This window comes from Enterobacter cloacae complex sp. 2022EL-00788 (assembly GCF_026627565.1).
In the GTDB taxonomy this organism is placed as follows: Bacteria; Pseudomonadota; Gammaproteobacteria; order Enterobacterales; family Enterobacteriaceae; genus Enterobacter; species Enterobacter pasteurii.
Window position 1 is genome coordinate 1 of sequence record NZ_JAPNMC010000026.1, and the last position, 23,805, is coordinate 23,805.

Annotated in this window: 23 protein-coding genes; 18 read left to right on the forward strand and 5 right to left on the reverse strand. The window is 58.7% G+C overall.

Annotated features, from left to right (window positions below; genetic code table 11):
- Nucleotides 1-283: 283 nt before the first annotated feature.
- From OWK27_RS23855 to OWK27_RS23865, 3 genes are read left to right on the forward strand one after another with little or no spacing between them, the layout of a single operon-like run.
- Complete coding sequence (locus OWK27_RS23855; RefSeq protein WP_267591342.1) at nucleotides 284-1,255, forward strand: TRAP transporter substrate-binding protein; 972 nt, start codon at nucleotides 284-286, stop codon at nucleotides 1,253-1,255.
- A 12-nt stretch (nucleotides 1,256-1,267) separates the two neighbouring features.
- A complete protein-coding gene (locus OWK27_RS23860; protein WP_267591343.1) occupies nucleotides 1,268-1,777 on the forward strand; it encodes a TRAP transporter small permease in 510 nt (169 codons plus the stop codon).
- Between the two features lie 10 nt (nucleotides 1,778-1,787).
- Nucleotides 1,788-3,074, forward strand: a complete 1,287-nt coding sequence (locus OWK27_RS23865) for a TRAP transporter large permease (protein WP_148420541.1) — start codon at nucleotides 1,788-1,790, stop codon at nucleotides 3,072-3,074.
- An 89-nt stretch (nucleotides 3,075-3,163) separates the two neighbouring features.
- Here the strand turns inward: OWK27_RS23865 and zntA are convergent, their stop codons facing one another.
- Together zntA and OWK27_RS23875 are read right to left on the reverse strand one after the other, a co-directional pair.
- Complete coding sequence (gene zntA / locus OWK27_RS23870; protein ID WP_267591344.1) at nucleotides 3,164-5,335, reverse strand: Zn(II)/Cd(II)/Pb(II) translocating P-type ATPase ZntA; 2,172 nt, start codon at nucleotides 5,333-5,335, stop codon at nucleotides 3,164-3,166.
- Between the two features lie 76 nt (nucleotides 5,336-5,411).
- Nucleotides 5,412-6,038: a lysoplasmalogenase gene (locus tag OWK27_RS23875; protein ID WP_063865366.1), complete on the reverse strand. Its 627-nt coding sequence runs from the start codon at nucleotides 6,036-6,038 to the stop codon at nucleotides 5,412-5,414.
- Between the two features lie 129 nt (nucleotides 6,039-6,167).
- Between OWK27_RS23875 and OWK27_RS23880 the strand changes: the two genes are divergently transcribed.
- Nucleotides 6,168-6,527, forward strand: coding sequence for a DUF2500 domain-containing protein (locus OWK27_RS23880; RefSeq protein WP_242174027.1), 360 nt, complete (start codon nucleotides 6,168-6,170; stop codon nucleotides 6,525-6,527).
- Between the two features lie 87 nt (nucleotides 6,528-6,614).
- Here OWK27_RS23880 and OWK27_RS23885 read toward each other — a convergent pair whose 3' ends face one another.
- Complete coding sequence (locus OWK27_RS23885) at nucleotides 6,615-6,896, reverse strand: DUF1145 family protein (RefSeq protein ID WP_148420544.1); 282 nt, start codon at nucleotides 6,894-6,896, stop codon at nucleotides 6,615-6,617.
- The gene (gene rsmD / locus OWK27_RS23890; protein ID WP_148420545.1) at nucleotides 6,880-7,482 is read right to left on the reverse strand and encodes a 16S rRNA (guanine(966)-N(2))-methyltransferase; all 603 of its coding nucleotides are present in this window, start codon (nucleotides 7,480-7,482) and stop codon (nucleotides 6,880-6,882) included. The genes OWK27_RS23885 and rsmD overlap by 17 nt, the downstream gene beginning before the upstream one ends.
- Nucleotides 7,483-7,608: 126 nt before the next feature.
- Between rsmD and ftsY the strand changes: the two genes are divergently transcribed.
- The 6 genes from ftsY (at nucleotide 7,609) to livJ (ending at nucleotide 14,605) form a co-directional block, all read left to right on the forward strand.
- Nucleotides 7,609-9,081: a signal recognition particle-docking protein FtsY gene (gene ftsY / locus OWK27_RS23895; protein WP_252005002.1), complete on the forward strand. Its 1,473-nt coding sequence runs from the start codon at nucleotides 7,609-7,611 to the stop codon at nucleotides 9,079-9,081.
- Between the two features lie 2 nt (nucleotides 9,082-9,083).
- Nucleotides 9,084-9,755 carry a cell division ATP-binding protein FtsE gene (gene ftsE, locus OWK27_RS23900; RefSeq protein ID WP_003861525.1) on the forward strand — a complete coding sequence of 224 codons (672 nt, stop codon included), beginning with the start codon at nucleotides 9,084-9,086 and terminating at the stop codon, nucleotides 9,753-9,755.
- Nucleotides 9,742-10,797, forward strand: coding sequence for a permease-like cell division protein FtsX (ftsX, locus tag OWK27_RS23905; protein WP_252005003.1), 1,056 nt, complete (start codon nucleotides 9,742-9,744; stop codon nucleotides 10,795-10,797). The genes ftsE and ftsX overlap by 14 nt, the downstream gene beginning before the upstream one ends.
- A 251-nt stretch (nucleotides 10,798-11,048) precedes the next feature.
- Nucleotides 11,049-11,906: an RNA polymerase sigma factor RpoH gene (rpoH, locus tag OWK27_RS23910; RefSeq protein ID WP_000159624.1), complete on the forward strand. Its 858-nt coding sequence runs from the start codon at nucleotides 11,049-11,051 to the stop codon at nucleotides 11,904-11,906.
- A gap of 136 nt (nucleotides 11,907-12,042) precedes the next feature.
- Complete coding sequence (locus OWK27_RS23915) at nucleotides 12,043-13,308, forward strand: 4-aminobutyrate--2-oxoglutarate transaminase (protein ID WP_267591345.1); 1,266 nt, start codon at nucleotides 12,043-12,045, stop codon at nucleotides 13,306-13,308.
- Between the two features lie 196 nt (nucleotides 13,309-13,504).
- A complete protein-coding gene (gene livJ, locus OWK27_RS23920; protein WP_148420549.1) occupies nucleotides 13,505-14,605 on the forward strand; it encodes a branched chain amino acid ABC transporter substrate-binding protein LivJ in 1,101 nt (366 codons plus the stop codon).
- 120 nt (nucleotides 14,606-14,725) lie between these two features.
- On the opposite strand, the gene panM is transcribed toward livJ, so the two are convergent.
- Nucleotides 14,726-15,109 (reverse strand): aspartate 1-decarboxylase autocleavage activator PanM, encoded by a 384-nt coding sequence (gene panM / locus OWK27_RS23925; RefSeq protein WP_148420550.1) that lies wholly within the window; start codon nucleotides 15,107-15,109, stop codon nucleotides 14,726-14,728.
- 424 nt (nucleotides 15,110-15,533) lie between these two features.
- Here panM and livK point away from each other — a divergent pair, with 424 nt between their 5' ends.
- The 8 genes from livK to ugpE all read left to right on the forward strand — a co-directional run bounded on the left by livK (nucleotide 15,534) and on the right by ugpE (nucleotide 23,805).
- Entirely contained in the window at nucleotides 15,534-16,643 is a 1,110-nt protein-coding gene (gene livK / locus OWK27_RS23930) for a high-affinity branched-chain amino acid ABC transporter substrate-binding protein LivK (protein ID WP_148420551.1), read from the forward strand.
- 46 nt (nucleotides 16,644-16,689) lie between these two features.
- Nucleotides 16,690-17,616, forward strand: coding sequence for a high-affinity branched-chain amino acid ABC transporter permease LivH (livH, locus tag OWK27_RS23935; RefSeq protein WP_148420552.1), 927 nt, complete (start codon nucleotides 16,690-16,692; stop codon nucleotides 17,614-17,616).
- A complete protein-coding gene (locus OWK27_RS23940) occupies nucleotides 17,613-18,890 on the forward strand; it encodes a high-affinity branched-chain amino acid ABC transporter permease LivM (protein ID WP_148420553.1) in 1,278 nt (425 codons plus the stop codon). Before livH ends, OWK27_RS23940 begins: the two co-directional genes overlap by 4 nt.
- Nucleotides 18,887-19,654: a high-affinity branched-chain amino acid ABC transporter ATP-binding protein LivG gene (gene livG, locus OWK27_RS23945; RefSeq protein WP_267591346.1), complete on the forward strand. Its 768-nt coding sequence runs from the start codon at nucleotides 18,887-18,889 to the stop codon at nucleotides 19,652-19,654. Before OWK27_RS23940 ends, livG begins: the two co-directional genes overlap by 4 nt.
- A 1-nt stretch (nucleotide 19,655) precedes the next feature.
- Nucleotides 19,656-20,369, forward strand: a complete 714-nt coding sequence (livF, locus tag OWK27_RS23950) for a high-affinity branched-chain amino acid ABC transporter ATP-binding protein LivF (protein ID WP_023298801.1) — start codon at nucleotides 19,656-19,658, stop codon at nucleotides 20,367-20,369.
- A 260-nt stretch (nucleotides 20,370-20,629) separates the two neighbouring features.
- Entirely contained in the window at nucleotides 20,630-21,946 is a 1,317-nt protein-coding gene (ugpB, locus tag OWK27_RS23955) for a sn-glycerol-3-phosphate ABC transporter substrate-binding protein UgpB (RefSeq protein WP_267591347.1), read from the forward strand.
- A gap of 129 nt (nucleotides 21,947-22,075) precedes the next feature.
- The gene (gene ugpA, locus OWK27_RS23960; protein ID WP_148420556.1) at nucleotides 22,076-22,963 is read left to right on the forward strand and encodes a sn-glycerol-3-phosphate ABC transporter permease UgpA; all 888 of its coding nucleotides are present in this window, start codon (nucleotides 22,076-22,078) and stop codon (nucleotides 22,961-22,963) included.
- Entirely contained in the window at nucleotides 22,960-23,805 is an 846-nt protein-coding gene (gene ugpE, locus OWK27_RS23965; RefSeq protein ID WP_176609291.1) for a sn-glycerol-3-phosphate ABC transporter permease UgpE, read from the forward strand. The genes ugpA and ugpE overlap by 4 nt, the downstream gene beginning before the upstream one ends.

Genomic DNA, 23,805 nt, shown 5'->3' on the forward strand with positions numbered 1-23,805 from the left:
AAAGACGCGGAGAAAAATTTCTGGCAGACTGTCTGTAAAGGCACGATGAGGTCTCTTCTGATTTGTTAGCGCAACCAGTAGATCACACTTCATCGTGCTTTTCATTTTTCTGGGGAACCCTCAGCCCGCAGGGAGAGGGAGATCATCTTTCTAAACCATCGTTTCAAAATTTAGCGCTTTTGTGAGGCGCTTCACCCTCCCTTTTCCAGCCGTAGTCTAATTTTTAAACGTCTAAAACTAAAACACCGTTTTAACGCTTATCTCACTACCCTGGAGTTACTTAATGAAAACGACCCTCAAGCCGTTACTGGCCGCTCTGTGCCTGTCTGCTTTTGCCTGCACCGTCTCCGCCCAAACCATTAAAGCCGCAGACGTGCACCCGGAAGGCTATCCGAACGTGGTGGCCGTGCAGCAGATGGGTGAAAAACTCAAACAACAAACCGACGGCAAGCTGGAGATTAAGGTCTTCCCGGGCGGCGTGCTGGGCGATGAAAAGCAGATGATTGAGCAGGCGCAGATGGGAGCGATTGATATGATCCGCGTCTCTATGGCACCGGTTGCCGCCATCCTGCCGGATATCGAAGTGTTTACGCTGCCCTACGTGTTCCGCGATGAAGACCACATGCACAAGGTGATCGACGGGGACATCGGCAAGCAGATCGGCGACAAGCTCACCGCCAACCCGAAATCGCGGCTGGTCTTCCTCGGCTGGATGGACTCCGGCACCCGCAACCTGATCACCAAAGCGCCGATCGTGAAGCCGGACGATCTGAAAGGGAAGAAAATTCGCGTGCAGGGCAGCCCGGTGGCGCTGGCCACGCTGAAAGCGATGGGGGCCAACTCGATCGCGATGGGCGTCAGTGAGGTTTACAGTGGTATGCAGACCGGCGTAATCGACGGCGCGGAGAACAATCCGCCAACCTTTATCGCCCATAACTACATGCCGGTTGCGAAAAACTACACCCTGAGCGGCCACTTTATCACCCCGGAAATGCTGCTCTACTCAAAAGTAAAATGGGACAAGCTGAGCGCCGACGATCAGCAAAAAATCCTGACGCTGGCCCGTGAGGCGCAGTTAGAGCAACGCAAGCTGTGGAACGCGTATAACGACCAGGCGCTTGAGAAAATGAAGGCCGGCGGCGTGCAGTTCCACGATATCGATAAAGCGGTGTTTATCAAGGCGACGGAGCCGGTGCGCGCGCAGTATGGCGACAAGCATCAGGATCTGATGAAAGCCATCGCTGACGTTCAGTAAGCCGGAGTACGTATGTCCGAACTCTACCTGAAGTGGATGGACCGTCTGTACCTGCTCGCCATGACGGTGGCGGGCGTCTCGCTGCTGGTGATGACGATTGTGATCCCCATTGGCATCTTCTCACGCTACGTGCTCAATCGCGGGGAATCCTGGCCCGAGCCTGTCGCCATCATCTGTATGGTGACGTTTACCTTCATCGGCGCGGCGGTGAGCTACCGCGCCGGATCGCATATTGCGGTCAACATGCTTACCGACCGCCTGCCCGCGTCGCTGCAACGGCTGTGCGCGCGAGTGGTGGACCTGCTGATGCTGCTGATCGCCGGCCTGATGTGCTGGTACAGCTACTGGCTGTGCGTCGAGCTGTGGGAGCAGCCGGTGGCAGAGTTTCCGCTCCTGACCTCCGGCGAAAGCTATCTGCCGCTGCCTGTCGGGTCGGCCATTTTGATCCTGTTTGTGCTTGAGCGCCTGCTGTTTGGCTCGCAGGAAAACCGTCCGGTCGTGCTGATCGGCAATCACAGTTAAGGGGTGAACGATGGATGCTTTTATTTTGTTATTCACCCTCGCCATTTTGCTGGCGCTGGGTATGCCGGTGGCCTTCGCCGTTGGCCTAAGCGCCGTGGCGGGCGCGCTGTGGATCGACCTGCCGCTGGAGGCGCTGATGATCCAGATCACCAGCGGGGTCAATAAATTCACCCTGCTGGCGATCCCGTTCTTCATCCTCGCCGGGGCGATCATGGCGGAAGGCGGCATTGCCCGGCGTCTGGTGAATTTCGCCTACGTGTTTGTCGGCTTTATTCGCGGCGGGCTGTCGCTGGTGAACATCGTCGCCTCGACGTTCTTCGGCGCGATTTCCGGCTCGTCGGTGGCGGATACGGCGTCCATCGGCAGCGTGATGATCCCGGAAATGGAGAAGAAGGGCTATCCGCGCGAATACGCCGCGGCGGTCACGGCGAGCGGGTCGGTGCAGGCGATCCTGATCCCGCCCAGCCACAACTCGGTGATTTACTCCCTGGCGGCGGGGGGAACGGTCTCTATCGCCACGCTGTTTATCGCAGGGGTATTGCCGGGCCTGCTGCTTGGCGTAAGCCTGATGGTGCTTTGCCTGTGCTTCGCCCGTAAGCGCGGCTATCCGAAGGGGGATAAAATCCCGTTCAGGCAGGCGCTGAAAATTATGCTCGACGCCCTGTGGGGGCTGATGACGGTGGTGATTATCCTCGGCGGGATCTTGTCCGGAATCTTTACCGCCACGGAATCCGCCGCCGTGGCCTGCCTGTGGGCGTTTTTCGTCACCATGTTCATCTACCGCGACTACAGGTGGAGCGAACTGCCGAAGCTGATGTGCCGCACGGTTAAAACCGTCACCATCGTGATGATTTTGATCGGCTTTGCGGCAGCGTTTGGCGCGGTAATGACCTACATGCAGCTGCCGATGCGCATCACCGAGTTCTTCACCTCGCTCTCCGATAACAAGTACGTGATCCTCATGTACCTCAACATCATGCTGCTGCTGATTGGCACGCTGATGGACATGGCGCCGATCATCCTGATCCTGACGCCGGTGCTGCTGCCGGTGACCAACGCCCTGGGGATCGACCCGGTGCATTTTGGCATGATCATGATGGTCAACCTGGGGATCGGGCTGATCACCCCGCCGGTCGGGTCGGTGCTGTTCGTGGCAAGCGCGGTGAGTAAGCAGAAGATCGAAACCGTGGTGCGGGCGATGCTGCCGTTTTACGGCATCCTGCTGGTGGTGCTGGGGATGGTGACCTACATCCCGGCGATTTCCCTGTGGCTGCCGGGGGTGTTAGGGATGCAGTGACGCGTGCGGCCTGATGCCCTCACCCCGGCCCTCTCCCGCGGGGAGAGGGGGCAAACACGAGAAACGGCAACCCGGTTGCCGTTTCACGTTTACCTTTGACGCAACAACCGCAGCGCGTTCGCCGTCACCAGCACCGTCGCCCCGGTGTCGGCCAGCACCGCCAGCCACAGCCCGGTCATGCCGAGCAGCGTGGTCACGAGGAATATCATCTTCAGGCCCAGCGCAATGCCGATGTTCTGACGGATGTTGGCGCGCGTGGCCCGCGCGAGGCTAATCATCTGCGCCAGGCCGGTCAGGCGGTTGTGGGTTAGCGCCGCGTCGGCGGTTTCCAGCGCCACGTCGGTGCCGCTGCCCATGGCAATGCCAATGGTCGCCGCCTTCATTGCCGGGGCATCGTTAATGCCGTCGCCGACCATCGCCAGAGGGGCGTGGCGGTTCAGTTCGGTGACGGCGCTGACCTTATCGGCTGGCAGCAATCCGGCCTTAAACGCCAGCCCCAGCTCGTCGGCGATCGCTGCCGCCGCGCGCGGGTTATCGCCGGTCAGGATTACGCCCTGTATGCCTGATTTGTGCAGTGCGTCGACGGCCTCTTTCGCATCAGTACGCAGGGTATCGCGCAGCGCCAGCAAGCCCATCGGCACATCGTCCTGCATTACCGTCACCACCGTTTGCCCGGCCTGCTCCAGCGCCTGAACCCGGGCGGAAGGGGAGTGGCCCGCCGCGGCGATCAGCACTTTTTTTCCGTCGACCACCGCTTCAATCCCTGACCCGACCAGCGCGCGCTGCGCCGTTGCCGCCGGGATCGTTAACCCGCGCGCCTGCGCCTCGCGCACTATCGCCAGCGCCAGCGGGTGGGTAGAGCCTTGCTCCACGGCGGCGGCCAGCGTCAGCAGATCGTCTTCACTGACATCCTGCGGATACACGCCGGTCACCTGCGGTTTGCCGACGGTGAGCGTTCCGGTTTTGTCGAAGGCAACGTGCCGGATCTGGCTCAGCTGCTCCAGCGCCGCGCCGCCCTTAATCAGCGCTCCGCGACGTGCCGCCGCCGCCAGCCCGGAGGTAATGGCCGCCGGCGTGGAGATCACCAGCGCGCACGGGCAGCCAATCAGCAGCAGCGTCAGCCCTTTATAAATCCAGCCCTCCCACGGCGCGCCGAAAAACAGCGGAGGAACGACGGTCACCAGCAGGGCAACCAGCATGATGGCGGGGGTGTAAATCCGGCTGAAGCGATCGATAAAGCGTTCGACCGGCGCGCGTCGCTCTTCGGCCTCTTCAATCAGCTTCAGGATGCGGTCGATGGCGCTGTCTCCCGGTTCGGACAGCACCCTAAGCTGCACGAGGCGGTCAACGCTGGTGGCGCCGGCGGGCACTTTCTCTCCTGCCGCGCGTTCAACCGGAATGGATTCGCCGGTAAGGGCGCTTTCGTCAAAGCCTGCGGTGGCGGTGAGCAGCGCGCCGTCGGCAGGCAGGCGCCCGCCTGCGGGCACTTCAATCACGTCGCCCGGGCGCAGGGTGCTGATGGCCACAGTTTCGCGCTTATCGTTCACAACCCGCGTGGCGGTTTCAGGCTTCAGGGCCATCAGCGCGCTTACCCCCTTACGCGCCCGGCTCGCCGCCCAGCCTTCAAGACGTTCGCCGATCAGAAACAGCAGCAGGACCATGGCCGCTTCCGCCGTCGCGCCAATAAACAGCGCCCCGATGGCCGCCACGCTCATCAGCGTTTCGATGGCAAACCAGCTGCCGCTTCGCATCAGGCGCAGCGCCTGGCGGGCAATCGGGAACAGGCCGACCAGCGTGGTGGCGATAAACGCCAGGTTGCCGAGCGGATGGTTAACCTGCTCCAGCCCCCAGCTCAGGGCCATCATGATGATGAGGGTCACGAGCGGCAGGTTTTCCTTCAGGGAGGAGGTCTTTTCAACAGGCGTCGTTTCGCTGCGCAGGGTATAGCCCGCCTTGCTGACCGCGGCTTCTACCTGTTTGCTGACGTTGCTATCGGCGCTGACCAGCAGCTTTTCGGTGGCGAACAGGACCTGAACGTGGTTCACGCCCGGCACCTGCCTTACCGCGTTTTCAACCTTACGGGCGCAGGCTGCGCAGTCCATACCGTTGACGAGCCAGCTGTAGCGGCTACCGCTTTCCGGCAGGACGTCAGCCTGCGTTTCGCATGCTCCCTCGCAGCAGCAGTCGTCTTTCGGCGGAACCGGGCTGAGCTTAAGCGCCGAGAATTGTGGGACTTTTTTTGGTGCTTCTGGAGTCGACATGGCAGTCTCCGGTAATGATAATTTTCTCATTAACCGCAGCATACACTCTGGAGTCGACTCCAGAGTCAAGCGTTATTTAGATGTACAGCGAACGCACAATCAGGAAGTGTCCGGCAAAGTAACAGGCGGCGGAAATAGCGTTATCCGCGCGGAAGCGGCGGCGATAGTGGCTGCCCAGCCAGACGATATTACCGAGCAACAGCAGCGCCGCGCCGAAGAAGGCGGACATGGCCTGTGAGGTCGGGCGGAAGAACCACAGCTCACCGGCCAGCCACACCATCACCAGCGTCATGGCGATAAAGGTACACACCGGCAGGCGCATCTCTTCCAGGCGCGACCAGATCACCGCAATCAGCAGCGCGCCAATCACCAGCAGCACCAGCGGCAGCGGCCAGAAGATGGAGAGCGTCATCTGGCTGGCAAAGTAGATGGTATAGAGCAGATGGGAGAGGAAGAATGCCCCAACGGCGTACAGCAGGCGCTGACGCGGCAGCAGGGTTAAGGCATCGCCAATCAGGGACGCGCACAGCCCGGCGAGAACCAGGTAGCTGATGGCGTTAAACATCGGCGCCTGCCAGGCCAGCAGCAGAAGCAACAGCAGCGTGACGGGTTTAAACAACCAGCGCTGCCAGGCTGGACCGCGATAGGACGCATCGACGTAAAGCCATGCGGAAAAACAGACAGCGATAAATGACCAAAGCATATTAACTCCCTGTAACTGTTGAGGCTGAATAATCAGTTTCTGATCCAGTGTAGTGACGCGAGCGGCCGTTTGGCAATGCCGGGGCAGGCGAGGTATCCTGAATTCCGCATAATCTGATGGGACGTTTGTATGAGCAAGATGCCGCTTTTTTTCATTATCGTGGTGGCGATTATCGTTATTGCCGCCTCGTTTCGCTTCGTGCAGCAGCGCCGCGAGAAGGCGGACAACGATGCCGCGCCGCTGGTGCAAAAGCGCGTGGTGGTGACCAACAAGCGCGAGAAACCGCTCAACGATCGCCGTTCACGCCAGCAGCAGGTCACGCCAGCCGGCACAGCGATGCGCTATGACGCGAGCTTTAAGCCGGAAACCGGCGGGCTGGAGATGACCTTCCGCCTGGAGGCGCAGCAGTACCATCAGCTGACGGTGGGAGAGAAAGGGACGCTGAGCTACAAAGGGTCGCGGTTTGAAGGGTTTGAACCGGAGCAGTAATTTTCCCCTCACCCCGGCCCTCTCCCCAAAGGGGAGAGGGTGTAAGCGTCCCCTCTCCCCTTCGGGGAGAGGGTTAGGGTGAGGGGGTTACTTCTTCACCTGCGCCTTAAATTTCTTCATCCACACCAGCAGCTCGAACACGCCGAAAATAAATACCCGCAGCTGCTGCCAGCCTGTCATCGGTGGGCTATCTTTCGGCAGGCCGTTTTTCAGCATCACCATCTGCAGGGCGTGCATGAAGGCGGTAAAGATCAGCGCCACGTTAACGAAGATGTTCAGCGGACGCGGGAACGGGTGCACCAGATTCAAAATCAAAAATGCCCAGACGCCCAGCATCAGCAAACGTCCCAGGTTAATCAGTACTGGCATCGGAGCCTCCTTGTGCCTGACGATGATACAGACGATAAGCCACCTGGCCTGCGACCTTTTCGCGGTGCAGATCCCAGTGAACGGGAACGGGTGGCAGACCATTCTCCACCTCGCTTTCAACGTAAATCAGCGCGTCGTCTGCCAGCCAGCCGTTTTTTTCCAGCAACAGTAGCGTCTCTTCCAGCAGCCCCTTGCGGAAAGGCGGGTCAACAAACACCACGTTATGCGGCGTGCCCGGCTGCGCGAGATAGCTCAGCGTGTTGGTGTTCACCACCTTCGCGTTGTTCGCTTTCAGCGTAGCCAGATTTTGCTGCAACGTCTGCGCGACGCCGCGCTCCATCTCCAGCAGCGTGGCGCTGGCGGCATAGCGCGACAGCGCCTCCAGCCCTAACGCACCGCTCCCGGCGAAGCAGTCCAGGCAACTGGCGTCTACCATTGAGGGGGCAAGCCAGTTGAACAGCGTCTCGCGAACGCGGTCCGTGGTGGGGCGTAAACCGGGGCTATCCGGCACCGGTAATTTCCGGCCTCGCCACTGACCGCCGATAATTCGTATTTGACCGGCCGGGGCGCGGGTGGGTTTCTTCATCTCAGGAAAGCTCTGTTAACAATGCCCTGCGATTGCGGGCGGTGATGTCAATTAAGTAAAGTGTTAGACTATTTCATCATTTTTTTAGCTTCCCTGTATATAGCGCCGCGAGGAGTGTAGTCGCAGATGGCAAAACAAAAAAAACGTGGCTTCTTTTCCTGGTTGGGTTTCGGTGAAAAAGAGCAAGAAACAGAACAGAAAACCGAAGAACAACAGGTTGCAGAAGAGCAGTCACAGCCTGAAACGCCTGTAGAAACCGCTGCGGTTGTCGAGGCGGAAGAAACGGCGCACAGCAAAGAAGAGATTGAAACCTTTGCTGAAGAGGTGGTTGAGATCACTGAACAGGTTCAGGAGAGCGAGAAGCCCGAGCCGGTTGTTGTCGAAGAGATTGTCAAAACGCCGCAGGCCGCTATCGAACACGAAGCGCTGCCGCTGCCGGAAGAGGTGAAAGCCGAAGAGGCTACTGCCGAAGAGTGGCAGGCCGAAGCGGAAACCGTTGAAATTGTTGAGGCGGTGGAAGAAGAAGCCGCGCTTGAGCCGGAGCTGACCGACGAAGAGCTGGAAGCGCAGGCGCTGGCGGCGCAGGCGGCTGAAGAAGCGGTTATCGTCGTGCCGGTAGAAGAGCAGGTCGAAGAGCAGGCCGAAGAAGAGATCGCTCAGGAGCAGGAGAAGCCGACCAAAGAAGGTTTCTTCGCCCGCCTGAAGCGCAGCCTGTTAAAAACCAAAGAAAATTTAGGTTCCGGATTTATCAGTCTGTTCCGCGGCAAGAAGATCGACGACGATCTGTTCGAGGAGCTGGAAGAGCAGCTGTTGATTGCGGACGTGGGTGTGGAAACCACCCGTAAGATCATCACCAACCTGACCGAAGGGGCGAGCCGCAAACAGCTGCGCGACGCCGAAGCGCTGTACGGCCTGCTGAAAGACGAGATGGGCGAAATTCTCGCAAAAGTTGACGAACCGCTTAATATTGAAGGCAAAATGCCATTTGTTATTCTGATGGTTGGCGTCAACGGCGTGGGTAAAACCACCACCATCGGCAAGCTGGCGCGTCAGTTTGAGCAGCAGGGCAAATCGGTCATGCTGGCGGCGGGCGATACCTTCCGTGCGGCAGCGGTGGAGCAGCTCCAGGTGTGGGGCCAGCGCAACAACATTCCGGTGATTGCCCAGCACACCGGCGCGGACTCCGCCTCCGTGATTTTCGATGCCATTCAGGCGGCGAAGTCGCGTAACGTGGACGTGCTGATTGCCGATACCGCAGGGCGTTTGCAGAACAAATCGCACCTGATGGAAGAACTGAAGAAAATCGTCCGCGTCATGAAGAAGCTGGACGAAGAAGCACCGCATGAAATTATGCTGACTATCGACGCCAGCACCGGACAGAACGCCATTAGCCAGGCGAAGCTGTTCCATGAAGCGGTAGGGCTGACGGGGATCACGCTGACCAAGCTGGACGGCACCGCGAAAGGCGGGGTGATCTTCTCCGTGGCCGACCAGTTCGGCATTCCTATCCGCTACATCGGTGTGGGCGAGCGTATTGAGGATTTGCGTCCGTTTAAGGCGGACGACTTTATTGAGGCATTATTTGCCCGAGAGGACTAACAATGATTCGCTTTGAACACGTCAGCAAGGCCTATCTCGGTGGGAGACAAGCGCTGCAGGGGGTGACATTCCACCTGCAGCCAGGCGAGATGGCATTTCTGACCGGCCATTCCGGCGCGGGGAAAAGTACCCTGCTCAAGCTTATCTGTGGGATCGAACGGCCAAGCGCCGGGAAAATCTGGTTCAGCGGCCATGAAATTAGCCGTCTAAAGAACCGTGAAGTGCCGTTTCTGCGCCGTCAGATTGGCATGATTTTCCAGGATCACCACCTGCTGATGGATCGCACGGTTTTCGACAACGTGGCGATCCCGCTGATTATTGCCGGCGCCAGCTACGATGATATCCGCCGTCGCGTCTCTGCGGCGCTGGATAAGGTCGGGCTGCTGGACAAAGCGAAGAACTTTCCTATCCAGCTGTCCGGCGGTGAGCAGCAGCGCGTGGGCATTGCCCGTGCGGTGGTGAACAAGCCTGCCGTGCTGCTGGCGGATGAACCGACCGGTAACCTGGACGATGCCCTGTCCGAAGGGATCCTGCGTCTGTTTGAGGAATTTAACCGCGTGGGGGTCACGGTACTGATGGCGACGCACGACATGGGGCTTATCTCCCGTCGTTCGTACCGCATGCTGACCCTGAGCGACGGGCACTTGCACGGAGGCCACGGTGAACAAGCGTGATGCAATGAACCAGATTCGGCAGTTCAGCAACCGGTTTGACCGTTTCCGCAAGCCGCAGGGCGGCGGCGACGGCAATCGCAATGCGCCAAAGCGCGCCAGGGCGACACCGAAACCGAACTCCCGCAAAACCAACGTCTTCAACGAACAGGTGCGCTACGCCTTCCAGGGGGCGTTGCAGGATCTGAAAAGCAAGCCGCTGGCGACGTTCCTGACGGTGATGGTAATCGCCATCTCCCTGACGCTGCCGAGCGTCTGCTACATGGTTTATAAGAACGTGAGCCAGGCGGCGTCCCAGTATTATCCGTCGCCGCAGATCACCGTTTATCTGGATAAGGCGCTCGACGATAACGCGGCGGCGCAGGTGGTCGGGCAGATTCAGGCCGAGCAGGGCGTGGAGAAGGTCAACTATCTTTCCCGCGACGAAGCGCTGGGCGAATTCCGCAACTGGTCCGGCTTTGGCGGGGCGCTGGATATGCTCGAAGAGAACCCGCTGCCCGCGGTGGCGGTGGTGATCCCGAAGCTCGATTTCCAGGGCACTGATTCGCTCAACACCCTGCGCGACCGCATCACCCGCATTAACGGGATTGATGAAGTGCGCATGGACGACAGCTGGTTTGCCCGCCTTGCCGCGCTGACCGGGCTGGTGGGGCGCGTGTCGGCGATGATCGGCGTGCTGATGGTGGCGGCGGTATTCCTCGTCATCGGTAACAGCGTGCGCCTGAGCATTTTTGCCCGTCGCGATACCATCAACGTGCAGAAGCTGATTGGCGCAACGGATGGCTTTATCCTCCGTCCGTTCCTCTATGGCGGCGCGTTATTAGGTTTTTCTGGTGCATTTCTTTCATTGATTTTGTCAGAAATTTTGGTCATGCGGCTGTCGTCCGCCGTCACTGAGGTGGCACAGGTATTCGGAACGAAGTTTGATATCAGTGGCTTAGGTTTTGATGAGTGCCTGCTGCTGCTGCTGGTCTGTTCGATGATCGGCTGGGTGGCAGCATGGCTGGCGACGGTTCAACATTTACGCCACTTTACTCCCGACTAATAAAAGCGTGATATAATCTTTCCCTGCACCGAGATGTTCGCTCTGCAGGGAAAGCGTCCCTGTTGTCTCTTCCCCTGTAATCATCTTCATGTCACATTTTGTGCGTAATTTATTCACGGTTGCACCTGGAACTTGTGGATAAAATCACTGTCTGATAAAAGAGTGAATGCTAATCTCGCTGCTCAAACGCTTTGGCATGGTTGTTGCCTGACGGGGACGACCTGGACCAGAAGAAACATTGAGAGGAATGAATGACCAAAGAAATGCAAACTTTAGCTTTAGCCCCTGTTGGTAACCTGGAATCTTACATCCGGGCTGCGAACACCTGGCCGATGTTAACGGCCGAGGAAGAAAAGGAGCTTGCTGAAAAGCTGCATTACCAGGGCGATCTGGAAGCAGCTAAAACGCTGATCCTGTCTCACCTGCGCTTTGTTGTTCACGTTGCTCGTAATTACGCGGGCTACGGCCTGCCGCAGGCGGACTTGATTCAGGAAGGTAACATTGGCCTGATGAAGGCTGTACGTCGCTTCAACCCGGAAGTGGGTGTTCGACTGGTCTCCTTCGCCGTGCACTGGATCAAAGCAGAAATTCACGAATACGTGCTGCGTAACTGGCGTATTGTGAAAGTCGCCACGACGAAGGCGCAGCGCAAACTGTTCTTCAACCTGCGTAAAACCAAGCAGCGTCTGGGCTGGTTCAACCAGGATGAAGTGGAAATGGTGGCGCGCGAGCTGGGCGTTTCCAGCAAAGACGTCCGCGAGATGGAATCCCGCATGGCCGCGCAGGACATGACGTTTGATATGTCCGCCGACGACGACGCCTCTGACAGCCAGCCGATGGCCCCGGTCCTGTATTTGCAGGATAAAACCTCTAACTTTGCCGACGGCATTGAAGAGGATAACTGGGAAGACCAGGCGGCGAACAAGCTGACCTTCGCGATGGAAGGTCTCGACGAGCGTAGTCAGGATATCATCCGCGCCCGCTGGCTGGACGAAGACAACAAGTCCACGCTGCAGGAGCTGGCCGACCGCTACGGCGTTTCCGCTGAACGCGTGCGTCAGCTTGAGAAGAACGCCATGAAAAAACTTCGCGCCGCTATCGAAGCGTAATTTCCGCGAAGTTCACCGAGAACCCTCGAATGCAAATTCGGGGGTTTTGTTTTTTTAGCGCCCGCTCTGGCGAATTTCTCCCCCCTGGCAAACACTTACTGATGCGCTAAGCAGGCGACTTTCTCAGGGGGACAGGGTGAAAAATAACGAACTGAACGACCGGCGCGTGCAGGCGACGCCGCGCGGCATCGGCGTGATGTGTAACTTCTATGCCGATAAAGCCGAAAACGCCACGGTGTGGGACGTGGAGGGCAACGAGTACATTGATTTTGCCGCCGGGATTGCCGTGCTGAACACCGGCCATCGCCATCCTGACGTTATCGCCGCCATCGAAAAACAGCTCCACGCCTTTACCCACACCGCTTATCAAATTGTCCCCTATGAAGGCTACGTGACGCTTGCCGAGCGCATCAACCAGCGCGTGCCGATAGACGGCCCGGCAAAAACGGCCTTTTTCTCGACGGGGGCGGAAGCCGTCGAAAACGCGGTAAAAATTGCCCGCGCATACACCAGACGTCCCGGCCTTATCACCTTCGGCGGCGCCTTCCACGGGCGCACCTTCATGACCATGGCGCTGACCGGCAAAGTGGCCCCCTATAAGCTCGGATTCGGCCCGTTCCCCGGCTCGGTGTTCCACGCGCAATTCCCCAACGATCTGCACGGGGTCAGCACCGCGGAGGCATTAAAAAGCCTTGAGCGCATCTTCAAAGCGGATATTGCGCCCGATCAGGTGGCGGCAATCATTATTGAACCGGTTCAGGGTGAGGGCGGCTTCAACGTCGCGCCCGCTGATTTTATGCAGTCGCTTCGCGCCCTGTGCGACGCGCACGGGATTTTGCTGATTGCCGATGAAGTGCAGACCGGCTTCGCCCGGACCGGCAAGCTGTTCTCTATGGAAAACCACACCGTAAAGCCGGACCTTATCACCATGGCGAAAAGCCTGGCGGGCGGGATGCCGCTCTCGGCGGTGTCTGGCCGGGCGGAGGTGATGGATGCCCCCGCCCCGGGCGGGCTGGGCGGTACCTACGCCGGTAACCCGCTGGCGATTGCTGCGGCCCATGCGGTGCTGGACGTGATTGACGAAGAAGATCTCTGCACCCGCGCGGCGCATCTCGGCCATCACCTGGTGGAAGTGCTGCATAAAGCGAAGGACAACTGCCCCTGGATCGCCGACATTCGCGCGCAGGGCTCGATGGTGGCGGTAGAATTTACCGATCCGCAAACCGGACAGCCGTCGCCGGAATTTACTCGTCAGGTGCAGCAGCGCGCGCTGAACGAAGGGCTGCTGCTCCTGAGCTGCGGCGTTTACGGCAACGTTATCCGCTTCCTCTACCCGCTCACCATCCCCGAAGCGCAGTTCCGTAAAGCGCTGGATATTATTTCCGCCTCGCTGACACGATAAAGCCAAAAGCCCGGCGAAATGACGGCCGGGCTTATCATATTTTCATTTCAAATTAGCTATTCCAAAATCATAAAAATGGGGTATGTTTTAGCAGAGTATGCTGAAAAAGCGCGAGCAGCACGCCTATAACTGAAATAAAGCGCTACACAACAACATCACAACAATCGTAATAACCATAATAATGGGGAATCTCAGGATGAATATGAAGGGTAAAGCGTTACTGGCAGGATGTATCGCGTTGGCATTCAGCACCATGGCGCAGGCCGATATTAAAGTGGCCGTGGTGGGCGCGATGTCCGGTCCGGTAGCCCAGTACGGCGACCAGGAATTTACGGGCGCGGAACAGGCAGTTGCAGACATTAATGCTAAGGGCGGCATCAAGGGCGAAAAGCTGCAGATCGTAAAATATGACGATGCCTGTGACCCGAAACAGGCGGTCGCGGTGGCGAACAAAGTGGTGAACGACGGGATCAAATACGTTATCGGCCACCTGTGCTCCTCGTCCACCCAGCCCGCGTCTGACATCTACGAAGACGAAGGCATCCTGATGATCACCCCGGCTGCGACGGCGCCAGAGCTGACCGCGCGCGGCTATAAGCTGATCCTGCGTACCACCGGTCTGGACTCCGATCAGGGGCCAACCGCCGCGAAATACATCGTGGAAAAAGTGAAGCCGCAGCGCATCGCGATTGTTCACGACAAACAGCAGTACGGTGAAGGTCTGGCGCGTGCGGTGCAGGACAACCTGAAAAAAGCGAACGCTAACGTGGTGTTCTTCGACGGCATTACCGCCGGTGAGAAAGACTTCTCCACGCTGGTGGCGCGTCTGAAGAAAGAGAATATCGATTTCGTTTACTACGGCGGCTACCACCCGGAAATGGGGCAGATCCTGCGCCAGGCGCGTGCGGCGGGCCTGAAAACCCAGTTCATGGGGCCGGAAGGCGTGGCGAACGTTTCTCTGTCTAACATCGCGGGTGAATCTGCTGAAGGGCTGCTGGTGACCAAGCCGAAGAACTACGACCAGGTGCCTGCGAACAAACCTGTTGTGGATGCCATCAAAGCGAAGAAACAGGATCCAAGCGGCGCGTTCGTCTGGACGACCTACGCCGCGCTACAGTCCTTGCAGGCGGGCCTGAACCAGTCGGCCGATCCGGCTGAGATTGCCGCCTGGCTGAAGGCGAACTCCGTAGAAACCGTGATGGGGCCGCTCTCCTGGGATGAAAAGGGCGATCTGAAGGGCTTTGAGTTCGGCGTGTTTGACTGGCATGCGAACGGTACTGCTACTGACGCAAAATAAAAGCAAAAAGGCAACGTAAGTTGCCTTTTTTTAATGTTTGCCCCCTCTCCCCGTGGGAGAGGGCTGGGGTGAGGGCATCAGGCCGCACAGATCAGGCCGCACGAATCAGGCCGCACACATCTAGCGCTTCTCCCACCCGTTAACCTGCGCCGTAAACCCTAACGCCTGCATAAACGCCGCCATCACGCCGCGATCCTCCACGCCCACGTCGGCCATCCACCAGGAGGTCACGCTCGGGTTGTCGCGGATAATCTCCTCAACCAGGTACTGCCCGACGCCGCGACGGCGGGTCACGTCGCGCACCCGCAGCGAGTCCAGCGCCCCTTCCGTGCCGCTCAGCGTCACGCGAACGGCAGCCAGCAAGCGCTCGTTGAAGCGTGCGGCATAAATGCGGTGATTCTCGTCGACGGCCAGCGACGAAGGGGAATATTCCGGCCAGATCTTGCCCAGGTCGATATGATCCTGTTCGCTAAAGGTCACCAGACGAACGATAGTCAGTTTCATTAGCTGCTTGTCCAAATCAATAAAAGTGGGGCCAGTGTACTCAATTTACCTGCCCCGGGGCTTTCTCTTTTTATTCCCGTTTGCCAGGCGATTAGTTTTTTGACAATGCATTGTGTAGTTCGAAAACACATGGATTGAAAAATAAGCAGGATTTTAACCTGAAAGGCAGTGATTTATTCCGTGCATTGTATCGTTATTTTATGCTGCAAAAGGCGCTTTTATTTGTTTATCTCTGCCTGATTTCAGAATATTATCTTTCCTTAATCGCCTGAAAAATAGAGATATTAGTCTGGTTTTTGATATAAACCTGCGCTAAACCATTAAAGGCACTGGTAAAAATAGCGTTGTGCATTAAAAGTACAGAATGCTTTTTAACCATAATAAAACAAAATATAAACATCACTTCACGAATGGGGATTCTGAGATGAAAAGGAACGCGAAGACGTTAATCGCGGGGATAGTTGCACTGTCGATTTCGCAGGCGGCGATGGCGGAAGAGATTAAAGTTGCTGTGGTCGGTGCGATGTCCGGCCCTGTCGCCCAGTGGGGTGATATGGAGTTCAACGGCGCGCGTCAGGCTATTAAAGACATCAACGCCAAAGGCGGCATCAAAGGCGACAAGCTGGTGGGCGTTGAGTATGACGACGCGTGCGATCCTAAACAGGCCGTCGCGGTTGCCAACAAAATCGTTAACGACGGCATCCAGTACGTCATCGGCCACCTGTGCTCATCCTCCACCCAGCCTGCGTCTGACATCTATGAAGACGAAGGCATCCTGATGATCACCCCTGGCGCCACCAACCCGGAGCTGACCCAGCGCGGCTATCAGCACATCATGCGTACCGCCGGTCTGGACTCCTCCCAGGGGCCAACCGCGGCGAAATATATCCTTGAGACCGTCAAGCCAGCGCGTATTGCCATTATTCACGACAAACAGCAGTACGGTGAAGGCCTGGCGCGCTCCGTGCAGGACGGCCTGAAAAAAGGCGGCGCGAACATCGTCTTCTTCGACGGTATCACCGCCGGTGAGAAAGACTTCTCCGCGCTGATCGCCCGTCTGCAAAAAGAGAATATCGACTTCGTCTACTACGGCGGCTACTACCCGGAGATGGGCCAGATGCTGCGCCAGGCGCGCGCTACCGGCCTGAAAACCCAGTTCATGGGGCCAGAGGGCGTGGGCAACGCCTCCCTGTCGAACATTGCGGGGGATTCTGCCGAAGGCATGCTGGTCACGATGCCAAAACGCTATGATCAGGATCCGGCGAATAAGGCTATCGTGGACGCGCTCAAGGCGCAGAAGAAAGATCCGAGCGGTCCGTACGTCTGGATCACCTATGCCGCCGTGCAGTCGCTGGCAACGGCAATGGATCGTACCGGCAGCAAAGAGCCGCTGGATCTGGTGAAAGATTTAAAAGCACACGGGGCGAACACCGTGATTGGGCCGCTGAACTGGGATGAGAAAGGCGATCTGAAGGGATTTGAATTTGGTGTCTTTAAGTGGCACGCCGACGGTTCGTCCTCGGCCGCCAAATAATCATCCCACCGCCCGGACCGCCGGGCGGGTATAAAAAGGTTTGCATATGTCCGAGCAGTTTCTCTATTTCATGCAGCAGATGTTTAACGGCGTCACGCTGGGAAGCACCTACGCGCTGATCGCCATCGGCTATACGATGGTTTACGGCATTATCGGCATGATCAACTTCGCCCACGGCGAGGTGTACATGATCGGTAGCTACGTCTCCTTTATGATCATCGCCGCGCTGATGATGATGGGCATCGACAGCAGCTGGCTGCTGGTCGCCGCCGGGTTTGTCGGCGCGATTGTGATCGCCAGCGCCTACGGCTGGAGTATCGAACGGGTGGCCTACCGGCCGGTGCGCAGCTCCAAGCGCCTGATTGCGCTGATCTCCGCGATTGGTATGTCGATCTTCCTGCAAAACTACGTCAGCCTGACCGAAGGCTCACGCGACGTGGCGCTGCCAAGCCTGTTTAACGGCCAGTGGGTTGTCGGCGCCAGCGAAAACTTCTCTGCCTCCGTCACGACCATGCAGCTGGTTATCTGGGTGGTCACCTTCCTGGCGATGCTGGCCCTGACCGTTTTCATCCGCTACTCCCGCATGGGACGCGCCTGCCGCGCCTGCGCGGAAGATCTGAAGATGGCGAGCCTGCTCGGGATCAATACCGACCGCGTGATTGCCCTGACCTTCGTGATCGGCGCGGCGATGGCGGCAGTCGCTGGCGTACTGCTCGGCCAGTTCTACGGCGTGATTAACCCGTACATTGGCTTTATGGCCGGCATGAAAGCCTTCACCGCGGCGGTACTGGGCGGTATCGGCAGCATTCCGGGGGCGATGATCGGCGGCCTGATCCTGGGCGTGGCCGAAGCGCTCTCCTCGGCGTACCTGAGCACCGAATATAAAGACGTGGTGTCGTTTGCCCTGCTGATTCTGGTTCTGCTGGTAATGCCTACCGGTATTCTGGGTCGTCCGGAGGTAGAGAAAGTATGAAACCGATGCATTTTGCAATGGCGCTGCTCTCTGCCGCCATGTTCTTCGTGCTGGCGGGCGTCTTTATGGGCGTCCAGCTCGGGCTTGAGGGCACTAAGCTGGTGGTGGATACCGCCGCCGACATCCGCTGGCAGTGGGTGTTCATCGGCACCGCCGTGGTGTTCCTGTTCCAGCTGCTGCGCCCGGTGTTCCAGAAGTCGCTGAAAAACGTCTCCGGGCCGAAGTTCGTACTGCCGGCCATCGACGGTACGACCGTGAAGCAGAAGCTGTTCCTCGTGGCGCTGCTGGTGGCTGCCGTGGCGTGGCCGTTTATGGTGTCGCGCGGCACGGTGGACATCGCCACGCTGACCATGATTTACGTGATCCTCGGCCTCGGTCTGAACGTCGTGGTGGGGCTGTCTGGCCTGCTGGTGCTGGGCTACGGCGGCTTCTACGCCATCGGCGCCTACACCTTTGCGCTGCTGAACCACTATTACGGCCTCGGCTTCTGGACCTGCCTGCCGCTGGCGGGGCTGGTCTCCGCCGCGGCGGGCTTCCTGCTCGGCTTCCCGGTACTGCGCCTGCGCGGTGACTATCTGGCGATTGTGACCTTAGGTTTCGGCGAAATCGTCCGTATCCTGCTGCTCAACAACACCGAAGTGACCGGCGGCCCGAACGGCATCAGCCAGATCCCAAAACCGACCTTCTTCGGCCTGGAGTTTAGCCGTACCGCCCGCGAAGGCGGCTGGGATACCTTCAGCAACTTCTTTGGCATCAAGTACGACCCGTCCGACCGCGTGATCTGGCTCTATCTGGTCGCGCTGCTGCTGGTGGTCATTACCCTGTTTGTGATCAACCGTCTGCTGCGCATGCCGCTGGGCCGCGCGTGGGAAGCGCTGCGCGAAGATGAGATCGCCTGCCGCTCTCTGGGCCTGAACCCGACCCGCATCAAGCTGACCGCGTTCACCATCAGCGCCGCGTTTGCCGGTTTTGCCGGAACGCTGTTCGCCGCGCGCCAGGGCTTCGTTAGCCCGGAATCGTTCACCTTTGCCGAATCGGCCTTCGTGCTGGCGATCGTGGTGCTCGGCGGGATGGGCTCGCAGTTCGCCGTTATCCTCGCGGCCATTCTGCTGGTGGTCTCGCGCGAGCTGATGCGCGACTTTAACGAATACAGCATGCTGATGCTGGGCGGTTTGATGGTGCTGATGATGATCTGGCGTCCGCAGGGTCTGCTGCCGATGACGCGTCCACAGCTGAAGCTTAAGAGTGCGGAAGCGAAAGGAGAGCAGGCATGAGTCAGCCATTATTATCCGTTAACGGTCTGATGATGCGTTTTGGCGGCCTGCTGGCGGTCAACAACGTCAACCTGGACCTGTACAAGAAAGAGATCGTCTCCCTGATTGGCCCGAACGGCGCGGGAAAAACCACGGTCTTTAACTGCCTGACCGGCTTCTACAGGCCGACGGGCGGCACCATCATGCTGCGCGACCAGCACCTGGAAGGGCTGCCGGGCCAGCAGATTGCCCGCATGGGCGTGGTGCGTACCTTCCAGCACGTGCGCCTGTTCCGCGAGATGACGGTCATTGAGAACCTGCTGGTGGCACAGCACCAGCAGCTGAAAACCGGCCTCTTCTCCGGCCTGCTGAAAACCCCGGCATTTCGCCGCACGCAGGAGGAAGCGCTGGATCGCGCCGCCACCTGGCTTGACCGCATCGGCCTGCTCCAGCACGCCAACCGGCAGGCGAGCAACCTGGCCTACGGCGATCAGCGTCGTCTGGAGATTGTGCGCTGCATGGTGACGCAGCCCGAAATCCTGATGCTCGACGAACCGGCGGCGGGGCTCAACCCGAAAGAGACCAAGGATCTGGACGAGCTGATTGCCGAGCTGCGCGATCGTCACGACACCACCATCCTGCTGATTGAGCACGACATGAAGCTGGTGATGGGCATTTCGGACCGTATCTACGTGGTGAACCAGGGGACACCGCTGGCGAACGGCACGCCGGAAGAGATCCGCAACAACCCGGACGTGATCCGCGCATACCTTGGTGAGGCATAAGATGGAAAAAGCGATGTTAACGTTCGACAAGGTCAACGCGCACTACGGCAAGATCCAGGCGCTGCACGACGTCAGCCTGCATATCAATCAGGGCGAAATCGTTACGCTAATCGGGGCCAACGGCGCGGGTAAAACCACGCTGCTCGGCACCCTGTGCGGCGACCCGCGCGCCACCAGCGGGCGGATTGTGTTCGATGGCAAAGACATTACCGACTGGCAGACCGCCAAAATCATGCGTGAAGCGGTGGCGATTGTCCCGGAAGGGCGTCGCGTATTTTCCCGCATGACGGTGGAAGAAAACCTGGCGATGGGCGGCTTCTTTGCTCACCGTGATGAATACCAGACCCGCATCAAGTGGGTGTACGAACTCTTCCCGCGCCTGTGGGAGCGCCGCATTCAGCGTGCGGGCACTATGTCAGGCGGCGAGCAGCAGATGCTGGCGATTGGCCGCGCGCTGATGAGCCAGCCGCGCCTGCTGCTGCTGGACGAGCCGTCGCTGGGCCTTGCGCCGATCATCATCCAGCAGATTTTCGACACCATCGAGCAGCTGCGCAAAGAGGGAATGACCATTTTCCTTGTCGAGCAGAACGCCAACCAGGCGCTGAAGCTCGCGGACCGCGGCTACGTGCTGGAAAACGGACGCGTGGTGCTCTCCGATACCGGCGACGCGCTGCTGGCGAACGAGGCGGTGCGTAGCGCGTATTTAGGCGGTTAATGGCGTTTCCCCCTCACCCTAACCCTCTCCCTCAAGGGAGAGGGAACTAATCGGTTTTCTCCCTCTCCCCGTGGGAGAGGGCCGGGGTGAGGGCACCAGACCGCACCCCAACCCCCTTCACACAACCATCATCCCCCTGACGCTTTGCCGTCATTTATCTGTAAGCAAACGGTTATTTTTCTGTCATTCGAGCATGTCATGTTACCTCGCGAGCACAAAACGCGTGATATCGCGCATCCGGCACAATAAGAGAGATGACAATGACATCGTTACGACACACGGCTTTGGGTCTGGCAATCGGTCTGGCTTTTGCGACGAACGCAATGGCTGTGACCACCATTCCGTTCTGGCATTCCATGGAAGGGGAGTTGGGTAAAGAGGTTGATTCTCTGGCGCAGCGTTTCAACGACACCCATCCGGATTACAAAATTGTGCCGGTCTACAAAGGCAACTACGAGCAGAGCCTGAGCGCGGGCATTGCCGCCTTCCGTACCGGTAACGCACCTGCGTTGTTACAGGTGTATGAAGTGGGTACCGCGACCATGATGGCCTCCAAAGCCATCAAGCCGGTGTACGAAGTGTTTAAGGAAGCGGGTATCAGCTTTGATGAATCCCAGTTCGTGCCGACCGTGGCGGGCTATTACACCGATTCTAAAACCGGTCACCTGCTGTCGCAGCCGTTTAACAGCTCCACCCCGGTGCTGTACTACAACAAAGACGCCTTTAAAAAAGCCGGTTTAGATCCGGAGCAGCCGCCAAAAACCTGGCAGGATCTGGCGGAGTACACCGCGAAGCTGAAAGCGGCGGGGATGAAGTGCGGCTACGCCAGCGGCTGGCAGGGCTGGATCCAGATTGAAAACTTCAGCGCCTGGCACGGCCTGCCGGTAGCCACCAAAAACAACGGTTTCGACGGTACCGACGCGGTACTGGAGTTTAACAAGCCGGAGCAGGTCAAGCACATCGCGCTGCTTGAAGCCCTGAACAAGAAGGGCGATTTCAGCTACTTCGGGCGCAAGGACGAATCCACCGAGAAGTTCTACAACGGCGACTGCGCGATTACTACCGCGTCTTCCGGCTCGCTGGCCGATATCCGTCACTACGCCAAATTCAACTACGGTGTGGGCATGATGCCGTACGACGCCGACGTGAAGGGCGCGCCGCAGAACGCCATCATCGGCGGGGCGAGCCTGTGGGTGATGCAGGGTAAAGACGCCGGCACCTACAAGGGCGTGGCCGAGTTCCTCGACTTCCTGGCGAAGCCGGAAAACGCCGCCGAATGGCACCAGAAAACCGGCTATCTGCCGATCACCAAAGCCGCCTATGACCTGACCCGCGAGCAGGGCTTCTACAGCAAGAACCCGGGGGCGGACATTGCGACGCGCCAGATGCTGAACAAGCCGCCGCTGCCGTTCACCAAAGGCCTGCGTCTGGGCAACATGCCGCAGATCCGCACCATCGTTGATGAAGAGCTGGAAAGCGTGTGGACCGGGAAGAAAACGCCACAGCAGGCGCTGGACTCCGCGGTAGAGCGCGGGAATCAGCTGCTGCGCCGCTTTGAGCAGTCGACGAAGTCTTAATTAAAACCTTACCCCTCACCCTAACCCTCTCCCCATAGGGGAGAGGGGACTGCACGGAGCCGTCTTTTCTCCCTCGCCCCTATGGGGAGAGGGCCGGGGTGAGGGGCGAAAACCTACTTGAGCTAACCTATGTCATCATCCCGTCCGGTGTTCCGTTCCCGCTGGCTGCCGTACCTGCTGGTCGCGCCGCAGCTGGTCATCACCGTTATCTTCTTTATCTGGCCTGCGGGCGAAGCGCTGTGGTACTCGGTGCAAAGCGTCGATCCGTTCGGGCTTTCCAGCCAGTTTGTCGGGCTGGATAACTTCACCGCGCTTTTTCATGACAGCTACTATCTGGATTCCTTCTGGACGACCATCGAATTCAGCGCGCTGGTCACCGTGAGCGGCCTTGTCGTCTCGCTGTTTTTCGCCGCGCTGGTGGATTACGTGGTGCGCGGCAGCCGCCTGTACCAGACGCTGATGCTGCTGCCGTACGCCGTCGCTCCGGCCGTGGCGGCCGTGCTGTGGATCTTCCTGTTTAACCCCGGCCGCGGGTTGATCACCCATTTTCTGGCAGAGCTGGGCTACGACTGGAACCACGCCCAGCACAGCGGGCAGGCGATGTTCCTGGTGGTGTTTGCCTCGGTGTGGAAGCAGATCAGCTATAACTTCCTGTTCTTCTTTGCCGCGCTGCAGTCCATCCCGCGCTCGCTGGTGGAGGCCGCCGCCATTGACGGCGCAGGCCCGATCCGCCGCTTCTTCAGGCTGTCGCTGCCGCTGATTGCCCCGGTGAGTTTCTTCCTGCTGGTGGTCAACCTGGTGTACGCCTTCTTCGACACCTTCCCGGTGATCGATGCGGCCACCGCGGGCGGCCCGGTACAGGCGACGACGACGCTTATCTATAAGATCTACCGCGAAGGCTTTGCCGGTCTGGATCTTTCCGCCTCTGCCGCCCAGTCGGTGGTGCTGATGTTCCTCGTCATCATCCTGACGGTGGTGCAGTTCCGCTATGTTGAAAGTAAGGTGCGCTACCAATGATTGAGAACCGTCGCGGGCTGACGATTTTCAGCCATACCATGCTGATTCTGGGCATTCTCGTCATCCTCTTCCCGCTGTACGTGGCGTTTGTCGCCGCCACGCTGGACACCAGGGCGGTGTTCGACACGCCGATGACGCTGATCCCGGGCACGCACCTCTTCGAGAACATGAAGACCATCTGGACCCAGGGCGTGGGCGCCAACAGCGCGCCGTTCTGGCTGATGATGCTCAACAGCTTCATCATGGCGTTCGGCATTACGGTGGGCAAAATTACCGTGTCGATGCTCTCGGCCTTCGCTATCGTCTGGTTCCGCTTTCCGCTGCGTAACCTGTTCTTCTGGATGATTTTTATCACCCTGATGCTGCCGGTGGAGGTACGTATCTTTCCCACGGTAGAGGTAATCGCCAACCTGAAGATGCTCGACAGCTACGCGGGCTTAACCCTGCCGCTGATGGCCTCCGCGACCGCCACCTTCCTGTTCCGCCAGTTCTTTATGACTCTGCCGGACGAGCTGATTGAGGCCGCGCGCATTGACGGCGCCTCGCCGATGCGCTTTTTCCGCGACATCGTGCTGCCGCTGTCGAAAACCAACCTCGCGGCGCTGTTTGTGATCACCTTTATCTACGGCTGGAACCAGTACCTGTGGCCGCTGCTGATTATTCAGGACGTCAACCTCGGCACCGCCGTGGCGGGCATCAAGGGCATGATCGCCACCGGCGAAGGCACCACCCTCTGGAACCAGGTGATGGCGGCGATGCTGCTCACCCTTATCCCCCCGGTCGTTATCGTTTTAGCCATGCAGCGTGCGTTTGTGCGTGGTTTAGTGGACAGTGAGAAATAA